The sequence below is a fragment of the Oleiharenicola lentus genome (genome assembly GCF_004118375.1).
In the GTDB taxonomy this organism is placed as follows: Bacteria; Verrucomicrobiota; Verrucomicrobiia; order Opitutales; family Opitutaceae; genus Lacunisphaera; species Lacunisphaera lenta.
The window spans coordinates 2942556-2960757 of sequence record NZ_SDHX01000001.1; the positions used below are offsets into that span (position 1 = coordinate 2942556).

Sequence of the window (18202 nt, forward strand, 5' to 3'; positions counted from 1 at the left end):
TTTCGATTGAAGCCTGAATCCCAGACTCCCGGACCGACGGGCGAGCCTGCTTCCGGCGATTCCGGCCAATCGAAATCCGGGCATCAAAGATCAAAAATTCAGCGGATCTGGGCGTATCGCCACCTCTGGATTGTCGGCGTGCTGGTTTTCGCTGCCGACCAGATCACCAAGCAGATGATCGCCGACCGCCTGCCCTTTGGCAGCTACGGCACGTTTGCGCAGATCGAGGTGATTCCCGGCTTCTTCAACCTCGTCCATGTGGGCAACACCGGCGCGGCATGGAGCATGTTCACCGGTCAAAGCCTCTGGCTCGCGGTGCTGGCGATCGTGACCCTCGGGGCGATGTTCTGGTGGCGGCACACGCTGGGCCTGCAATACCGGGCCGCTCAGCCCGCCTTCGGCCTGCTCGTCGGCGGCGTCGTCGGCAACATCGTGGACCGGCTCGCCCACGGCCACGTCATCGATTTCCTCGACTTCCACTTCGGCGGCTACGTCTTCCCCACCTTCAACGTCGCCGACAGCGGCATCTGCGTGGGCGTGTTCTGGTATATCCTCTGGTCGTTGCGGCAACCGGCCGAGCCGGCTGCCGCAAAGTAACAAGGATCAAGTTTTCAAGTATCAGGAAGAGTCCTGACGGTCTCTTGATCCTTGTTACTTGATACTTTGCACTTCGTGGAGTGAGCCATGCTCACTCCACGTTCGCCATCTGCTCCCGGACGCGCTCGAGCTCGTTCTTGAACTCGATCACCTTCTGCGAAACCGCGAGGTCGTTGGCCTTGCTGCCGATGGTATGGATCTCGCGCCCGATCTCCTGGAGAATGAACTCCGCCTTGCGGCCGATCTCGCCCTTGCTGCGCAATAGCTCCTTGAGCTGCCCCAAATGGTGCCGCAGCCGGGTGATTTCTTCGGTGATGTCGCAACGGTCGGCGAACAGCGCCACTTCCTTGAGCACGCGCTCGTCGTTCAGCTCCAGTTCCAGCCCGGCCTGCCGCAGCCGCTGCAGCAGCAGATCGCGGTAGGCGGTCGTGATACCGGGGGCCCGCTGCGCGATCACCTCGGTCGCGGCATGCAGCTTCTCCCAGCGACCGAGAAAATCCACCAGAAGGGCCTCACCCTCCTTCGCGCGCATGGCCGCCAGGCCCCGCAGGGCCTCGCCGAGCGCCTTGAGCACGACTCCCGCGGCCTCGTCGTCCGCCGGCAAGCCGCCGGCGGCACGCTGACTGTTCGCGATCTGCCAGAGCAGGTCGGCGCTGGGCTCGAATTTGATGCCCTTGCGTTTGGCGAGTTCCGCAAGTTGGTCCAGGCTCTCCTCGACTGCCGTCTCGTCCCAGTCGGTGGCCCCGGACGCTTTGCCCGTCACCTCGACAGCCACATGCACCTTGCCGCGCAAGGCGACCTTGCGAACCGCCTCCCCAACCGCCGCCTCAAAGCCATCCCACTCGGCGGGCAGTTTCATCGTTAGATCCAGGTTCTTCCGGTTCACGGAATTCACCTGAACGGTGAGAGTCTGGTCACCCAGCGCCGCAGTGGCGCGGCCATAGCCGGTCATGCTGTTCATGCAGGAGAAGTAACAAGTATCAGGTAACAAGTAGCAAGAACAGGGATGCCAAGCGCGTTTAGTCCTGGGTATCATCCTTCCCCGCGATCTTGGCGAAGATTCGCTTCAACTCCTCCGCCTCGACCAAAAGTTTGTCGTGGAGCACAGTCACGTCGACCTTCTGGGCAATTCCAACAGCCGCAGCCAGAGCCCTGACTCACGGGCCTCCTTGCGACATATCTTGATCCTGTAGAAGAAGTCTTTCCGGCTCAGCCCCTCCTGCGCCTCCAGGTAATTTGCAGCCACCGAGCCGGATGCCCTAACCAACTGCTTCGCATCCTCGATGTTCGATATGGTTCGCGGCAGTTGATTCACCAAACGCCTCACGCACTGGGCAAACACGAAGGTTCGCCTGAGAAGGTCATTGGATTCACGGGCCATTTTATTTCCTCAATTGCGAGTCAATGGCCCGGTGACTCGTCTCTTGTTACTTGATCCTTGTTACTTGTTACTTTGCTCCGACAGGAGCCTTTGCACTTGCTGCACATCCTTGTCGCCGCGACCGGAAAGGTTCACCACGACGATCTTGTCCTTGCCGAGGGCCTTGGCGCGCTTGAGGCCGTGCACGAGCGCGTGCGTGGATTCGAGGGCCGGGATGATGCCCTCCAGACGTGAACACAGCTGGAAAGATTCCATCACTTCGTCGTCCGTGGCGTAGGCGTAGTCGATGCGCTTCGCGTCGCGGTAGTAGGCGTGTTCCGGGCCGATGGCGGCGTAGTCGAGCCCCGCTGACACGGAGTGCGTTAGCTCGATCTGGCCGTCGGGATTCTGGAGGATGTAGGTCTTGCTGCCTTGCAGCACGCCCAGCTTCCCACCCTCGAAGCGGGCCGCGTGCTCGCCCCGTCGGATGCCATGGCCGCCGGCCTCCACGCCGATGAGCTTCACGGCACTGTCCTGGAGAAAGTCGAAGAACACGCCGATCGCGTTGCTGCCGCCGCCCACGCAGGCGACGATTTCGTCGGGCAGGCGCTTCTCCCGGGCGAGAATCTGCTCCTTTAATTCCTGCCCGATCACACGGTGGAAATCGCGTACCATCATCGGATACGGGTGCGCGCCCAACGCGGAGCCGAGGATGTAGTGGGTGTTGCGCACGTTGGTCACCCAGTCACGCATGGCCTCGTTGACCGCATCCTTGAGCGTCTTTTGGCCGGCCTCGACGGCAACGACCTTGGCGCCCATGAGCCGCATACGGAAGACGTTCAGCGCCTGACGCTCCATGTCCACCGCGCCCATGTAAACCGTGCAGTCGAGGCCAAACTTCGCGCAAACTGCCGCCGTGGCCACGCCGTGCTGGCCGGCACCGGTCTCGGCGATGATGCGCTGCTTGCCCATGCGCTTGGCGAGGATCGCCTGGCCCAGGGCGTTGTTGATCTTGTGCGCACCCGTGTGGAGCAGGTCCTCGCGCTTAAAATAGATCTTCGCGCCGCCGCAGTGCTCGGTCAACCGGCCGGCATAATACAACTCAGTCGGGCGACCGGCGAACTCCTTGAGGTGCGACTTCAGTTCCGCGACAAAAGCCGGATCCTGGCGCGCGTGCTCATAGGCCGCCGTCAGGTCGGCCAGCGCCGTCATCAGTGTCTCCGGAACATAGACCCCGCCATAGGGACCAAAATGCCCGGCGGCATCGGGAAGCTGTGTGGGAGCGGGCGTGGCGGTGGCGGACATGGCCAAATCGCAAGGCCGGGCCCCGGCAAAGGCAACGTGTTTCTCAGACCCGTTTGACCGTCAGCAACGTATAATCGTCCCGCAGCCCGGCTGCACCGGTGAAATTTTGCACCGACTGCAGGATGGCGTCGTTAATCTGGCGGGCGGAACCGGCGTGCGCGCTGCGCAGGGCGTCCGCCAGGCGCGCGCCGCCAAACTCCTTGTCCTCGGCGTTGGGCGCCTCCGTCAGGCCGTCAGTGTAGAGCAACAGCGTTGCTCCGGGCAGAAACTCGGCGGCTTTGTCCTCGATCACCGACTCGAACAGGGCCGGTTCCACCAGGCCCAGTGGCATGCCCTCGCTCGCCACAAACTCGCTCACAAAGCCCCCCGCGCTGGCGCTGCGGCGCGACACCAGCGGACGCTCGTGTCCCGCGCGCGCGAAGATCAGGCTGTTGCGCGTGGCGTCCACCACGGCATAAACCATCGTGATGTAGGTTCCCTCCCGCATGTCGCCCGCCAGGGCCCGGTTCAACTCGGTGAGCACCTTGGCGGGCGAGAAGTGCGCCGGTGCAATCTGGCGGAGCGCCGTGCGGCAACTCGCCATCAGCAGCGAGGCCGATACGCCTTTGCCGGAGACGTCGGCCACCGCGAGGCCCAGCCGGCCGTAGCCCAGCTCGAACACATCGTAGAGATCGCCGCTCACCTTCTGTGCCGCCAGGTAGCGGGCATCCAAGTCCACGCCGGGGACCATGGGCATGCTGCGCGGCAGGAGCATCTGCTGGATGTCGCTCGCCAGGCCGAGATCGAGGTCGAGCCGCTGTTTTTCCACCTGCAACGCGAGGAAGTCGGCGTTGTGCACCGCCAGGCCGGCCTGCTCGGCCAGGGCCTCGACCAGCGAATAGTCTGTCTCGGTGAAAGGCTGGCCGTCGGCCGGATTGCACACGCAGAGCACGCCGACGAGGCGCTTGCGGACGAGGATGGGCGCGGCGATGACCGAGCGCACCGCGAGCGCCGTGTCGTCGTGCCGGACCATGCGCGGGTCAGCGGCGGCGTTGGCGATCAGTTCGCCGCGACCCGTGGCGGCCACGCGGCCGACAAGTCCTTCGCCGACGGGAAAGGTTTCCGACTTGAGCACCTGTTCGATGAACTTGGCGCGTGTGCCCATCTTCATGCGCTGGGTGTCGGGGATCGGCCGGTGCGGCGGGAACAGCCCCTCGACGGCCACGCCGCGCATCAGGTTATCGTTCCCCTTCTCGAAGATGCAGGCGCTCAGCGCCCCGGTGCTCAGGATCGCCGCATGCACGATGCGTTGGAACAGCTCGTCGCGCGGCAGCCGCTCGCCCACGGCGTCCACCATCGTGTGCATGTAGTCGATCACGATCTGCCGCTCCTCCATTAGCACCTGGTTCTCCTCCTGCAGCCGCGCCGCCTCTCGCTGGGCACGCCAGTAGAACGCGTAAACGATCACCGCGCTCAGCAGGGCTCCGAGGAGGAACAGGGACATGCGTTCAAATTGAAGTAACAAGTATCAAGGAACAAGGAACAAGAGACCGAAGCGAAGGCCCGACCTTCGCAGATCCCGCAGCTGAGCCAGCTTTTCCTGATCCTTGGAAACTTGCCACTTGTTACTTGGCCGCGTCAGCGGCTTCCGAGCTGGTTGCGCAGGAAGGCCAGCACATCCTGGAACTTCGTGGCGTTCTCGGGATCGGTGGCCACGAGGTTCTCATGCGCTTCCAAAACGAGGCGGGCGTTCTCGATCTCACCCAGCTTGCGGGCGTCGAGTTGGTTCATGGCGCCCTCCGCCACGGTGCCGCCGGTGTCCACCGTCGCGAGGCGGTGGAGGCCGAGGTTGCGAATGAGTTCGAGGTTGCGCTCCCCCACCCGCACGAGCGTCAGCGAGCCGGGCGGGTTCAGCTTGCGCAGCTGGATCGCCGCGCCGGCGAGCACGCCAAGGAAGGTGCTGTCCATGCTGGCGCAGGCCTTGAAATCCACCGCAAAGCGCGTCTTCCCCTGCCCGACCATGGCGGTGAAGAATTCCTTCACCGCCGCACTGTTCAGAAAAGAAGCCCGCCCCTCGATGCGCACAACGACCGGATCGGCGTAGGCATCGACGAGGAAAACGGGCTGGGCGGAGTCGGACATGGGAGAGGCAGGAAGTAACAAGTGTCAGGTTTCCAAGTATCAGGATGGGAGCGGCGATCCTCTGGTTCTTGTCACCTGTTACTTGATCCTTGTTACTTCGCGCGCCTTCAGGCGCGCGCCACGATTTGCCTCAGCACATACGGCAAAATGCCGCCGTGCTGGTAGTAATCGATCTCGATGGGCGTATCGATGCGGCAACGCACAGACACGTTTTCGACCGAACCGTCCTTGCGGGTGATCTTGAGCGTGAGGTCCTGTTGCGGTTTCACCGCCGGGCTGAGACCGACCACGTCGTAGGTCTCGGAGCCGTCGAGCTTCAGGGACTGGGCCGTGGTGCCCTCCTTGAACTGGAGCGGGAGGACGCCCATGCCGACGAGGTTGGAACGGTGGATGCGCTCGAAGCTCTGCGCCACGACGACCTTTACACCGAGGAGGTTGGTGCCCTTGGCGGCCCAGTCGCGCGAGGAACCGGTGCCGTATTCCTGGCCGGCGAGGATGATCAGCGGCGTGCCGGCCTTCTGATAGGCCATGGACGCGTCGTAGATCGAGGTCTCGACGCCATCGGGCCCGAGCGTGTTGCCGCCTTCCTTGCCGCCGAGCATCAGGTTCTTGATGCGGACGTTGGCGAAGGTGCCGCGGGTCATCACGCGGTCGTTGCCGCGGCGGGAGCCGTAGGAGTTGAAGTCCTCGAAGGTCACGCCGTTCTCGAGCAGGTATTTGCCGGCGGGCGAAGTCTTCTTGATGGCGCCGGCGGGTGAGATGTGGTCGGTCGTGACGGAATCGCCGAAGATGCCGAGCGCGCGGGCGCCCTTGATCTCGGCGATGGTGCCGGGCTTCATGCCGAAGTTGGTGAAGAACGGCGGCTCCTGGATGTAGGTGGACTTGGCGTCGAAGGCGTAAACGTTGCCGGTCGTGGACGGGATCTCGTTCCACTTCGGGTTTTGCGCCGCGAAGTCGGTGTAGAGCCTGCGGAAAACCTCGGGCTTGAGCGCGGCCTGCATTTGGTCGCGAACCTCCTGAATGGTCGGCCAGATATCCTTCAGGAAGACGTTCTTCCCGTCGTTGCCCGTGCCGATCGGCTCGGAGCTGAGGTCGATGTCGGCGCGGCCGGCGAGCGCGAAGGCCACGACGAGCGGCGGCGACATGAGGAAATTGGCCTTGATGTTCTGGTGGACGCGGGCCTCGAAGTTGCGGTTGCCGGAGAGCACCGACGCGGCGACGAGGTCGTACTTCACCACAGCTTCCTCGACAGGCGCGGCGAGCGGGCCGGAGTTGCCGATGCAGGTCGTGCAGCCGTAGCCGACGGTCTGGAAGCCGAGCTTGTCGAGATACGGCGTGAGGCCGGTCTTGTTGAGGTAGTCGGTTACGACGCGCGAGCCGGGGGCCAGCGAGGACTTCACCACCGGGTTGGGCTTGAGGCCCTTCTCGACGGCCTTCTTGGCGAGCAGACCGGCCGCGAGCATAACCGAGGGATTCGAGGTGTTCGTGCAGCTCGTGATGGCTGCGATGAGGACGGAGCCGTGACCGATCTTGGTGCCGGCGATGTCAGCCTTCACGGTGGAAAACTCCTCGGCCTTCTTGCCAAAGCCGTTTTCGGTGACCGGCTTTGAGAAAGAGCCGACGAAGTTGTCCTTGAGCTTGTTCAGCTCGATGCGGTCCTGCGGACGCTTCGGGCCGGCGACGCTCGGGACGACGGTGCCGAGGTCGAGCTCGACGACCTGCGAGTAGTCAATCTGGCCCTTCTGCGGGATGCCCCAGAGGCCCTGCGCCTTGTAGTAGGCCTCGTAGGTGGCGACGTGCTTTTCGTCGCGGCCGGTGGCGCGCAGGTAGTTGGTGCACTCGGCGTCGATCGGGAAGAAGCCCATGGTCGCGCCGTATTCGGGGGCCATGTTGGCGATGGTCGAGCGGTCCACGACGGGCAGCGCAGCGGCGCCGGGGCCGAAGAATTCGACGAACTTGCCGACGACCTTGGTCTTGCGCATGAGCTGCGTGACGGTGAGCGCGAGGTCGGTGGCGGTGACGCCTTCCTTGAGCGCGCCGGTGAGATAAACGCCAACGACGTCGGGTGTAAGGAAGTAAACCGGCTGGCCGAGCATGCCGGCCTCGGCCTCGATGCCGCCGACGCCCCAGCCCACGATGCCGATGCCGTTGATCATCGTGGTGTGCGAGTCGGTGCCGACGAGGGTGTCAGGATAATAGACGTCGCCCTGGTTGAGCACGCCCTTGGCGAGATACTCGAGGTTGACCTGATGGACGATGCCGATGCCCGGGGGCACGACCTTGAAGGTGTCGAAGGCCTGCATGCCCCACTTGAGGAACTGGTAGCGCTCGCGGTTGCGCGAGAACTCAAGATCGAGGTTTTTCTGCATCGCCTCGGCCGAACCGGCGAAGTCCACCTGCACGGAGTGGTCCACCACGAGGTCAACGGGCACGAGCGGCTCGATGATCTTCGGGTTCTTGCCCATTTTGGCCACGGCTGAGCGCATGGCCGCGAGATCCACGAGCAGCGGCACGCCGGTGAAGTCCTGCAACACAATGCGCGCGACCACGAAGGGGATCTCCGCGGTGCGGGCCTCCGTGGGCTTCCACGAGGCGAGTTCCTTGATGTTGGACTCGAGCACGCGCTTGCCGTCGCAGTTGCGCAGCACGGCCTCGAGGACGAGGCGGATGCTCACGGGCAGGCGCGAGACGTTGAAGCCGGCCTTCTCGAGCGCGGGCAGGGAGTAGAACTTCTTGCCGCCCTCAAAGGTCTGGAGGGTGTTGAAGGGATTCGGGAGGGACACAGGATTTTCGATTTTGGATTTACGATTCTCGATTGAAGATCGGCGCGGCGGGAGGCCATCACCCGCCCGGTCTGACTGTTTGGCGTTTGGACCTTGGCGTTTGGATTTTTTCCGCGCTCAGCTGCTGAGCGCGGTTTTGATTGCCGCAAAGTTCGGGAGATCCTTCGGCGTCGGGGTCTGCTCGACGTATTTGATCACGCCGTCCTTGCCAACCACGAAGGCGGCGCGGGCCGCGGTGTCGCCCACGCCGGCGAGCATCGGGAAGAGCACGTCGTAGGCCTTGGTGACGGTCTTGTTCAGGTCGCTGGCGAGAGTGACCTTGATATTGTTGGCCTTGGCCCACGCTTCCTGCGCGAACGGGCTGTCCACGCTAATGGCGAGGACGCTGGCGCCGAGCTTCTCGTATTCGCCGAGGCCGGCGGTCTGGTCGCACATCTCCTGGGTGCAGACGCCGGTGTAGGCCAGCGGGAAGAACAGGATCACGACCTGCTTGCCGGCATAGTCGCTCAGCTTGACGTCCTTGAGGCCATCGGCGGCTTTGGACTTGAGGGAGAAATCAGGGGCTTTGGAGCCAACAGCGAGGGGCATGGTGAGGAGGGAGTGATGGTTCGTATTTGAACGACGGTCGGTCGTCGCGTGGAGCCGCAAACGTAGAGCCGGCCGGCGAGCCCCCGCAAACCATTTTGGGCGGGTATGACGACGCTTACTAAATCCGCACGTCGGGCTATAAGATTTGCTGCCCACCGTCCAAATCAGCGCGAAGTAACAAGTATCAAGTCTCCAAGGAACAAGAGACAGGCCCCAGCCCTGACACTCGCCAGCAAACTTAGGCGATCCTAGACCTGATACTTCCGACAGCAGGCGACTCCCCCCGACGTCTGTCTTTCCTGCGCCAAGCGCATCCGCTGGCTTCGTCCTGATACTTGATCCTTGATCCTTGTTACTTTGCTTAGCGTCGCCTGGAATTTCCCCGGCTCACTTGCCACTTGTCACAGGCTGACGGGCTGCCGATAAACAGCGGCTTTCATGAGCGACTTCATTTCCGACCTCGAATGGCGCGGCCTGCTGGCCGACTGCACGGATCTCGACGGCCTGCGCAAGCGGCTGGCGACCGGCTCGCCCCTCACGGTCTATTGCGGCTTCGACCCGACCGGCGACTCGCTCCACGTCGGCCACCTCATGGGCCAGCTCACCCTTGCCCGCTTCCAGCGCGCCGGCCACCACGTGATCGCCCTCGCCGGCGGCGCCACCGGCATGGTCGGCGACCCGTCCGGCCGTTCCGCCGAGCGCAACCTCCTCACCCGCGAGCAACTCGCCCACAACATCGCCTGCATCAAGGCCCAGCTCTCGCGCCTGCTCGACTTCACGGCCGCGGCCAACCCGGCGCGCCTCGTGGACAACGCCGACTGGATCGCGCCGTTCAGTTTCCTCGAGTTCCTGCGCGACGTCGGAAAACACTTCACGCTGAACGTCATGCTCGCCAAGGACTCGGTGAAGTCCCGCATGGAGGGCGACGGCGGCATCAGCTACACGGAGTTCAGCTATCAGCTGCTGCAGGCCTACGATTTCTTCCACCTGAAGAAGACCTTCGGCTGCGAGTTGCAGATCGGCGGCTCCGACCAGTGGGGCAACCTCACCGCCGGCACCGACCTCATCCGCAAGAAGCTCGGCCACGAGGCCACCGCCTGGGGCTGGACCTTCCCGCTCATCACCAAGAGCGATGGCACGAAGTTCGGCAAGACCGCCAGCGGCGCCGTGTGGCTCGACTCGCAAAAGACGAGCCCGTACCGCCTCTACCAGTTCTTCGTGAACACCGAGGACGCCAAGGTCTGCGAATACCTCCGCAAATTCACCTTCCTCTCCCGCGCCGAGATCGAACCGCTTGAGGCCGCCCACGCCGCCAACCCCGGCGCCCGCGAGGCCCACCGCGCCCTCGCCCGCGAGGTCACCACCCTCGTCCACGGCGCCGACGCCCTCGCCGGCGCGCTCAAGGCCTCCGAAATCCTCTTCGGCGGTTCGCTCGACGGCGTCACCGAGGCGATCTTCAACGACGTGGTCGGCGAGGTGCCGACGAAAGACCTCGAACGCGCCAAACTCGACGGCCCCGGCGCCTCGATCGTCGATCTCATCGTCCTCGCCGGTCTGGAAAATTCCAAGGGCGCCGCCCGCAAAGCTCTCGAAGCCGGCGGCGTTTACCTGAACAACGTCCGCATCCCCGACCACACCCGCGCGGTGACGTCCGCCGATTTGCTGTTCGGCAAGTATCTCCTCCTTCGCAAGGGCAAGAAGAGCTACGCGGTGCTGACGGTGAAGTGAGTCGTTCAACGCTCCTGAAGATCGCGCAGACGAAGCAACTGCTCCCCGCGCATCACATATACGATGAAGACCCGATCTACCTCCACCCGGTAGAAAATCCTAAGCGGGTTGATCACCAGCTGCCGGTAAGGCGTGTCGGCCAAGCCGGAGGGTTTTCCACCGGATAACGGGAAGATGGCCAGTTGATCCACCCGGGCAAAGACCCGTTGCACGAGCCGCTTGGCTGCCGTTGGTTTGTCCAACGCGATGTAGCTCGCAATGGCTTCGAGATCGGCGAGCGCTGGCTCCGTCCAAATTATTTGAGCCATCGGGCCATTCGCTTTTTGGCCCGTGAATGTGACACCACCCTGCCCTCGGCGATGGCTTTCTCGCCTTGCGCCAACCCTTCCAGCAGCCGTAGGCGCTTCGTCATCGCCTCGTAAGATTTCGCCTCAACCAGGTAGGCCGCCACGCCATTCTCCTTCACCAGCACCGCGGGCGACTCGCCCTGCCTGTATTCGGAGCTTTTGCGCTTGGCCGCCACTTTCATGGGGTGAATGAAGCTTTGGCCGACGTGTCGGTCAATCCACAAGCCAGTTTCCTCAGCACCCCTTCGGCGGCTGCCAGAGCTCGATACGGTTGCCCTCGCCGTCCTTGATCCAGGCGAACTGGCCGTATTCGGATTTCTCGATCCCCTTCGGATCGATCCAGACCTTTTCCTTCTTCAGGGCGGCGAGCACCTTCTTCAGGTCGGCCACGCGGTAGTTGATCATGTGGCCCTGCTGGCCCTTCCCGAAATACTCCGTGTCGCGGGGGAACGGGCTCCACACGGTCGTGCCTTTCTTCTTCGGGTTCTTCGCCTCGCGCCACGCAAAGGAGCAGCCGCCCCAGGGCTCGATCGGCAGGCCGAGGTGCTTCTGATACCAGGCCGCGAGCTTCGTTGCGTTCTTAACCTTGAAGAAGATGCCGCCCAGCCCGGTCACGCGCGCTTTTTTCATGCCGTGAGCCAAACACAAAACGTCATGGAGGCACGCCGAAACCGGTGCGGCCGCGCCGACAGGCCGCGCACAAGTGACACTGCCATGGCCGGCTCAGGAGCGGGAACTCCGTTGGGCCGGCACGGCCTCGATCTCGACATAAACGGCGGTCGCCCCGGTCTGCGCCACGTCATCGACCGCACCGCCGACTTCCTTGAGCGTTTTGGTTTCGGCGCTCTCCGCGATCGGGCCCACGCGGCACATGAACTCCCACTGCATGAAGCCCTCGGGCACCGGCTTCCCCCGGCAGCGCCGCACGTATTTGTTGATCTCGTGACGGATTTTGTCGCGGACCCGGGCATCATCCTTTCCGGGGGCTTGCAGGGGGAAATTCTTCTTCATGGGGTGACATCGTCGCGCGCCCCGGCCGCGACTCAATGAGATTTGTCGCCGCCGCTCGGTTCACGCCACCGGCCGGCCCGCCCGGGCCGCGATGCGCTCGAGCAGCGCCACCCGCTGCTCGGGGGTGCCCGGGTTCAAACCGGGCCGGACCAGAAGCTCCAGCCCCTCGCCGCGCCGCACCAACCAGCCCCAGCCGTCCGGCACTTCGGACGGTTCCATGACGCCCTCCTCCGTCACCACGTAGAGGAGACTCGCCGCCTGCCAGCGGCCCAGCTTGGCGAATTTCGTGCCTTCGTGTAGCTTGCGCTGCGCCGTCTGCAGATCGGCGGCAAGGCGGTCGTGGGTCTCATGCTTCAAGCCGCGCAGGTCGTAGGCGTCAAACTCGGCAAACAGTTCTTCGCCGCGGCGCAGATCCGGTCGGTGCGCGGCGATGAGCGCACGCAGCGCGTCGAGCCGCCGGGCCAGGGCGGCGACCTTCGCCCGTTCCTCGGGCGCGCTGTCCCGCTGAAAGTCCGCCCGCGAGGCCTTGCACTCGAAGACCGCCGTAAGCGCACCCTCCGACAGGATGCGGGGCGTGGCCGCCGCCACGTCAGCGCGATACGCCGCGCGCGGCAACTTCACCTCGGTCGCCGCCAGCACCAACCGTCGCGCCCGGGCCCAGCCGAGCGCGAGGCGCTTCAGGTTCCGGTGCGCGTCGCTTTCTCCGCCCGTCGGCACGGTCAGGTGAAGAACCGCTCGGACACGATTTTGCCCTCCTTCACCTCATAAACGCAGAGCTCGGTCATCTGCATGCGGCCCGCGCCCTTCATGGTCACATCCATGCTCATCGTGCACGCAAACGAGCTGTTGGCGACGAGCGGATCCGACACACTCAGCGCGTGCATCGTCTCGACCATGGCCTCGAATTTCTTCCCCTTTTCCAGGATAGCGGCCAATCCCTTGGTCTCCTGGGCGAAGGCGGGGGTCGCGTAAGGTTCGAGGCTGACGGCTTGGTCGGCGTAGAGTTCACGCTGGGCAGATTCCCAGGCGGCCTTGCGGCAGTGGGCGACGAGTTTCTCGGCAATGGCTTGAGTGGTCATGATTGTGGCGGGGTTGCGGGTTGAATCGTCGGGAGGCTAACAGATCCTCCTGTCAGCCCTATGTCAGGAACCTATCGCGCCAAGCTGCCGCGCACCTCGGGGAGCACCGGACTCTGGCCGATCACCTGTCGTACTTCGACCGTCATGCCGAGCGGCAGGCCGGGACACTGCTTGGCGATGGCGGTGGCCTCGTCGAGAGTGGCGACCGTGAGATGGAAATACCCGCCGACCACCTCCTTGCCCTCGGCGTAGGGACCGTCGGTCACGCGTTCGCCGCGGGGGCCGGAGACAACGCGGCCGCCGGTGTCGAGCGGGTTGGCGTGCGCGACCTGGCCGCGGGCGGCGAGGCTTTCGAACCAATCGTTCCACTGCCCGGCGAGCGCGGTGCGCTGCTCCGGCGTGAGGTGCGCGTGCACGTCGGCACCGGAATTGCGGATGAGCAGGAGAAAGGAAGCGGAAGACATGGGCGCTTGGGGATTCAAGTAAACCGACGCACGAAACCAGCCCCGGCGGACATATTCCACGAAAAATCCGCCTGGGTCCGGCCAGAGCGGAGACGGCTAATGGCAAAACATCCCCGCGAACAGTCCGACGCGTGCCGGCTCTTGCCGCGCCCGGCGATTCCCTCAGACTGCGCGTTCCACCCATGCCCCGCCCCAGCGCCGTCCTCGTCCGTCGCGACACCGTCACCCTGCCCACCTGGCTGCCCGCCGCCCCGGACCGCAACCCGATGTTCCTGGAAAAGCGCGTCTATCAGGGTTCCAGCGGCCGCGTCTATCCCCTGCCCTTCACCGACCGCATCGCCGAAAAATCCGTGCCCCACGCCTGGGAGGCCGTGTTTCTGGAGAACGAATTTCTGCTCGTGATGATTCTGCCCCAGCTCGGCGGGCGCATTCACCGCGTGCTCGACAAAACCAACGGCTACGACGCGGTCTATCACCAGCCGGTCATCAAGCCCGCCCTCGTCGGCCTCGCCGGTCCGTGGGCCAGCGGCGGCATCGAGTTCAACTGGCCGCAGCACCACCGCCCCTCGACCTTCCTGCCGGCCGACGTGGCCATTGAAAAACACCCCGACGGCTCCGCCACCGTCTGGCTCGGCGATCACGATCCGATGGCGCGCCTGAAAGGCATGCACGGCGTGCGCCTCCGCCCGGGTTGCTCGCGCCTCGATCTTCTCGTCCGCGCCTACAACCGCACGGCCGACGTGCAGACCTTCCTCTGGTGGGCCAACGTCGCGACCCGCGTCCACGAACACTACCAGTCCTTTTTCCCGCCCGACGTCACCCACATCGCCGATCACGCCAAACGCGCAACCGACACCTTTCCGCTCTCCTCCGGCCGCTACTACGGCGTGGACTACGCCGCCCGCGCCCGCGAGGGCGTGCCCGCCACTGAGCAGCCGCGCCAGTTTCAACCGCCGCCCGGGTCCTACGCCGCGAACGACCTTTCCTGGTATGCCAACATCCCCGTGCCCACGTCCTACATGGTCATGGGCTCGCAGGAGGATTTTTTTGGCGGCTACGATCACCGCGCCCAGGCCGGTCTTGTCCATATCGCCGACCACCACATCGCGCCCGGCAAGAAGCAGTGGACGTGGGGTAACCACGAGTTCGGTTACGCTTGGGACCGCAACCTCACCGCTCCCGATGCCGCCGGCGAATACGCGCCCTACATCGAGCTCATGGCCGGTGTCTTCACCGATAACCAACCCGACTTCTCCTTCCTCCAGCCCGGCGAAACCAAGACCTGGACCCAATGCTGGTATCCCATCCGTGCCATCGGCCCGGCCCAGCAGGCCAACCCCGAAGCCGCCCTCAGCCTGCGCATCGCGCGCGGCCGCGTTCACCTCGGCGTGGCCGTGACCGCAGCGCACCCCGCCGCGCGCATCACGCTCGCCTCCGCCGGGCGCAAGCTGGCCGGCTTCACGCACGACCTTTCACCGGCCACTCCCTTTACCAAGACCCAGCGCTTGCCGCGCTCACACGACCTGACGCTGACCGTCCACACCCGCGACGGCCGCGAACTCATCCGCTACACGCCGAGGTCGCCGCGCGGGCAGCCGCCTCCGCCGCCCGCCACCGAACCCGCCGCGCCCGGCGACGTGGCCACCAATGACGAACTCTACTTCGTCGGCCTGCACCTCGAGCAATACCGCCACGCCACCCGCCATCCGGAGGCCTACTGGCGCGAAGCCCTGCGTCGTGATGCCGGCGACGCCCGCTGCCATCTCGCCCTCGGCCGCTGGCACCTGCGCCGCGGCGAACTAGCCGCCGCTGCGCGCCATCTCCGCGCCAGCATTGCCCGGGCCACTTCGCGCAATCCCAATCCCGCCGACGGGGAGGCGCACTACCAACTCGGCCGGTGCCTGCGGGCGCAGGCCGATTGTTCCGGGAGCGACCAGACTCGCGACTCGCTGCGCACCGACGCCTATGCCGCCTTCTCCAAGGCAACGTGGAACCACGCCTGGCAGTCCGCCGCCTTCCACGCCCTCGCCGAGATAGACAGCGCGCGTGCCGACTGGAACACCGCGCTCGACCACCTCGACCGCTGCCTGCGCCTGAATGCCGACCATCTCCTCGCCCGCAACCTCAAGGCGCTGGTTCTCCGCCGGCTCGGCCGGCCCGCCGAGGCCGTCGCTCTGCTGCGGGAAACCCGCGCGCTCGACCCGCTCGATTGGTGGTCGCGGGATCTGCTCGGCGAAAAACTGGCCTGCGACAACCAGGTGCGCCTCGACCTCGCGCTCGACTACGCCCGCGCCGGCTTCCACTCGGAGGCCGTCGCCGTCCTCGACGGCGCCCGCCCCGAACCGCACACGGGCACGGCTCCGCTCATCGGCTATTACCGTGGCTGGCTCCTGCATCGCCTGGGCCGGAAGTCCGAGTCGCGCCGCACCCTCCGTGCCGCCGCCCAAGCCTCTCCCGACTATTGCTTCCCCGCGCGCCCCGAGGAGATCGCCATTCTCCAGCACGCAATCGATGCGAATCCTCGCGACGCCCGCGCACCATTCTACCTCGGCAACCTGTTTTACGACCGCCGCCGCCACCGCGAAGCCATCGCCCTTTGGCGCCGCGCCGTGAAACTCGAACCGAAAAACGCCGTCGCCTGGCGCAACCTTGGCATCGGCTGCTTCAACATCCTGGGCCAGCCCGCCGCCGCCCGCGCCGCCTACGAGCGCGCCTTCCGCGCCGCGCCACGCGACGCCCGCCTGCTCTTCGAGCGCGACCAGCTGTGGAAGCGCCTCGGCGTCACGCCGGCCCGCCGTTTGCGCGAACTGCGCCGGCACGAGCGGCTGGTCGCGCAACGCGACGATCTCACGGTGGAACTCTGCGCGCTCCTCAATCACCAGGGGCGGCCTGACCTCGCCCTCGCCACGCTCGGACCGCGACGCTTTCAGCCTTGGGAAGGCGGCGAAGGCCAGGTGCTCGGGCAGTATGTGCGCGCCCGGCTCGGCCTGGGTCGGGCCGCAATGGCCAAAGGCGACGCTGCCACGGCCGTCGGACATTTTCGCCAGGCCCTTCAGCCGCCCGAAAACCTGGGCGAATCCTGGCACCTGCTCGCCAACCGCAGCCACGTCCACTACTGGCTCGGCGCGGCCCTGGCCGCGACCGGAGAAAAAAGCGCGGCCCGTGAAGAGTGGCTCAAGGCGGCGACTTCCAAAGGTGACTTCCAGGACATGAGCGTGCGCGCCCATTCGGAGATGACCTACTACTCCGCACTCTCGCTGACCGGACTCGGCCGAAGGGCCGAGGCTCAAATACTCTTCCTCACGCTGTTCGCCTACGCCCGTCACCTCGCGCGCCAACCTGCGAAGATCGACTACTTCGCGACGTCGCTGCCAACGATGCTGCTCTTCGACGACGACCTCGCCGCCCGCCAAGGCACCACGGCGCTCTTCCTCGAAGCCCAGGCCCGGCTAGGTCTCGGCGAAAGGCCCACCGCCCGCCGCCTGCTGCGCACCGTGCTGAAGCGCGACCCGAACCACGCCCTCGCCGCGGATCTGCTGGACAGCCAGTAGGGCCGGTCTCCGACCGGCCGATGCAGGCGCGCGCATCGTTAGAGCCTTTTCAGAAAAGGCGTAGCCGCGCTTGAGCCGCAGGCGAAAGCGTGGTCAGGGGACGACCACTTTGTCGCTGCGCTCCAAAGCGGCTACACTTCTTTTTAACTGCTCTAGTGGCCGCGTTGCGGCACGGCAAAAACGTGGTCGTTGCCGGACCACGCTTTCGCCCTGCTGCGCAGGACTCAGGCGCGGTTACCAATAACCGGCCGGCGAAGACCGGCCCTACCCGCCTCACTTCGGCAGCCACTTCTCCCAGTTCTTCGCGAAGGCGTCCACGTTGGCCTTGGTGATCGCGGTCAGCTCGGTGTCCTCGATCACTTTGGCCGGCGACTGCTTGAAGTGCAGTTTCTCGACCAGTCGCTCCACCGCGCGCCAGCCGTAGCCATAGACGTCCTGCGAGAGCAGCATCTGCACGTGGCCGCTGCGCACGTAGGGCAGCTGCGGCGGCAGGGCGTCAACCGACACGCACTGGATCGTGCCCGGCGGCCACTTCAGCGCCCGGTCGGTGAAGAGCGGCCAGCCGCCGAGAAAACCCCAGCCCGTGATGTCGGGGTTGGCCTGCATGACCTGCTCGATCTTCGCGACGGCATCGAGCGGCGTCTCCTTGTGGTAGAAAATGTCGAGCAGCCTGATGCCCGGATGACGCTTCGCCGCGGCGCGGAAACCGGCGGCGCGTTGCTGGAGGTTCACGGCATTGGGATTGCCATCAATCGCCGCGACCACGCCGTGCCCGCCGAGCAATTTGGCCAGTTCGTCGAACGTGCGTTCGCCGCACGCGAAGTCATCAATGCCGATCGAGACCATGCGCTTGCTGGCCGGGGCGTCGCCGGAAAAAGTCACGACCGGGAGCCCGGCGTCCACGGCTTTGTTGATCGCGTCGGTGAGTTTATTGGCGTCGGAGCAGCTCACGATGATGCCGTCGGCGCCCGACAGGACCAGCTGTTCGATGAAGTCGGCCTGCTTCTGTGCGTCCTCCTCGTTGGGCGTGCGCCAGTCGATCTTGATCGTGATGCCGTGCTTCGCACCGAGTTCGCGGGCCGCGTCGTTGGCGCCGGCGCGGGCCGCCTCGAAGAACTGGTTGCCCTGCGACTTGGCCACCATGCCGAGCGTGTAGGTGTCGGCCGCATGGAGCGCAGCGGTGAACAGGCCCAGGGCGAGAACGAACAGGCGGGATAGCATGCGCCGCACCCTAGCGGTCGCCCGCCAAAATGAAACCGCAGAAACGC

At 65.1% G+C, this 18202-nt stretch carries 18 protein-coding genes; 3 read left to right on the forward strand and 15 right to left on the reverse strand.

Annotated elements, in window-relative coordinates; translation table 11 throughout:
- Nucleotides 1-6 precede the first annotated feature (6 nt).
- Nucleotides 7-597, forward strand: coding sequence for a signal peptidase II (lspA, locus tag ESB00_RS12070; protein ID WP_281278163.1), 591 nt, complete (start codon nucleotides 7-9; stop codon nucleotides 595-597).
- A 91-nt stretch (nucleotides 598-688) separates the two neighbouring features.
- Here lspA and ESB00_RS12075 read toward each other — a convergent pair whose 3' ends face one another.
- The 7 genes from ESB00_RS12075 to ESB00_RS12105 form a co-directional block, all read right to left on the reverse strand.
- Nucleotides 689-1558, reverse strand: a complete 870-nt coding sequence (locus ESB00_RS12075; protein WP_129047936.1) for a YicC/YloC family endoribonuclease — start codon at nucleotides 1556-1558, stop codon at nucleotides 689-691.
- Between the two features lie 147 nt (nucleotides 1559-1705).
- Nucleotides 1706-1978, reverse strand: coding sequence for a four helix bundle protein (locus tag ESB00_RS12080; RefSeq protein WP_129047937.1), 273 nt, complete (start codon nucleotides 1976-1978; stop codon nucleotides 1706-1708).
- 60 nt (nucleotides 1979-2038) lie between these two features.
- The gene (trpB, locus tag ESB00_RS12085; protein WP_129047938.1) at nucleotides 2039-3262 is read right to left on the reverse strand and encodes a tryptophan synthase subunit beta; all 1224 of its coding nucleotides are present in this window, start codon (nucleotides 3260-3262) and stop codon (nucleotides 2039-2041) included.
- Nucleotides 3263-3305: 43 nt separating this feature from the next.
- Nucleotides 3306-4745: a PP2C family protein-serine/threonine phosphatase gene (locus ESB00_RS12090; RefSeq protein ID WP_129047939.1), complete on the reverse strand. Its 1440-nt coding sequence runs from the start codon at nucleotides 4743-4745 to the stop codon at nucleotides 3306-3308.
- A gap of 134 nt (nucleotides 4746-4879) precedes the next feature.
- Nucleotides 4880-5383 carry an STAS domain-containing protein gene (locus tag ESB00_RS12095; RefSeq protein ID WP_129047940.1) on the reverse strand — a complete coding sequence of 168 codons (504 nt, stop codon included), beginning with the start codon at nucleotides 5381-5383 and terminating at the stop codon, nucleotides 4880-4882.
- Nucleotides 5384-5490: 107 nt separating this feature from the next.
- Nucleotides 5491-8166 (reverse strand): aconitate hydratase AcnA, encoded by a 2676-nt coding sequence (acnA, locus tag ESB00_RS12100; RefSeq protein WP_129047941.1) that lies wholly within the window; start codon nucleotides 8164-8166, stop codon nucleotides 5491-5493.
- A 117-nt stretch (nucleotides 8167-8283) separates the two neighbouring features.
- Nucleotides 8284-8754, reverse strand: coding sequence for a redoxin domain-containing protein (locus ESB00_RS12105; protein WP_129047942.1), 471 nt, complete (start codon nucleotides 8752-8754; stop codon nucleotides 8284-8286).
- Between the two features lie 438 nt (nucleotides 8755-9192).
- Between ESB00_RS12105 and tyrS the strand changes: the two genes are divergently transcribed.
- Nucleotides 9193-10482 (forward strand): tyrosine--tRNA ligase, encoded by a 1290-nt coding sequence (gene tyrS, locus ESB00_RS12110; protein ID WP_129047943.1) that lies wholly within the window; start codon nucleotides 9193-9195, stop codon nucleotides 10480-10482.
- A 5-nt stretch (nucleotides 10483-10487) separates the two neighbouring features.
- On the opposite strand, the gene ESB00_RS12115 is transcribed toward tyrS, so the two are convergent.
- The 7 genes from ESB00_RS12115 to ESB00_RS12145 form a co-directional block, all read right to left on the reverse strand.
- Complete coding sequence (locus ESB00_RS12115; protein WP_129047944.1) at nucleotides 10488-10790, reverse strand: type II toxin-antitoxin system RelE/ParE family toxin; 303 nt, start codon at nucleotides 10788-10790, stop codon at nucleotides 10488-10490.
- Nucleotides 10778-11011, reverse strand: coding sequence for a type II toxin-antitoxin system prevent-host-death family antitoxin (locus ESB00_RS12120; protein ID WP_129047945.1), 234 nt, complete (start codon nucleotides 11009-11011; stop codon nucleotides 10778-10780). Before ESB00_RS12120 ends, ESB00_RS12115 begins: the two co-directional genes overlap by 13 nt.
- A 52-nt stretch (nucleotides 11012-11063) precedes the next feature.
- Entirely contained in the window at nucleotides 11064-11459 is a 396-nt protein-coding gene (locus tag ESB00_RS12125; RefSeq protein ID WP_129047946.1) for a VOC family protein, read from the reverse strand.
- Nucleotides 11460-11552: 93 nt separating this feature from the next.
- On the reverse strand, nucleotides 11553-11840 hold the full coding sequence (locus tag ESB00_RS12130) for a DUF6172 family protein (RefSeq protein WP_129047947.1): 288 nt from the start codon (nucleotides 11838-11840) through the stop codon (nucleotides 11553-11555).
- A gap of 60 nt (nucleotides 11841-11900) precedes the next feature.
- Nucleotides 11901-12557: a hypothetical protein gene (locus tag ESB00_RS12135; protein WP_129047948.1), complete on the reverse strand. Its 657-nt coding sequence runs from the start codon at nucleotides 12555-12557 to the stop codon at nucleotides 11901-11903.
- Nucleotides 12558-12559: 2 nt separating this feature from the next.
- Nucleotides 12560-12919: a SnoaL-like domain-containing protein gene (locus ESB00_RS12140; protein WP_129047949.1), complete on the reverse strand. Its 360-nt coding sequence runs from the start codon at nucleotides 12917-12919 to the stop codon at nucleotides 12560-12562.
- A gap of 71 nt (nucleotides 12920-12990) precedes the next feature.
- The gene (locus ESB00_RS12145; RefSeq protein ID WP_129047950.1) at nucleotides 12991-13383 is read right to left on the reverse strand and encodes a YciI family protein; all 393 of its coding nucleotides are present in this window, start codon (nucleotides 13381-13383) and stop codon (nucleotides 12991-12993) included.
- 182 nt (nucleotides 13384-13565) lie between these two features.
- Here ESB00_RS12145 and ESB00_RS12150 point away from each other — a divergent pair, with 182 nt between their 5' ends.
- A complete protein-coding gene (locus ESB00_RS12150; protein WP_129047951.1) occupies nucleotides 13566-16934 on the forward strand; it encodes a tetratricopeptide repeat protein in 3369 nt (1122 codons plus the stop codon).
- 273 nt (nucleotides 16935-17207) lie between these two features.
- Here ESB00_RS12150 and ESB00_RS12155 read toward each other — a convergent pair whose 3' ends face one another.
- Nucleotides 17208-18155: a substrate-binding domain-containing protein gene (locus ESB00_RS12155; protein ID WP_129047952.1), complete on the reverse strand. Its 948-nt coding sequence runs from the start codon at nucleotides 18153-18155 to the stop codon at nucleotides 17208-17210.
- Between the last annotated feature and the right edge of the window lie 47 nt (nucleotides 18156-18202).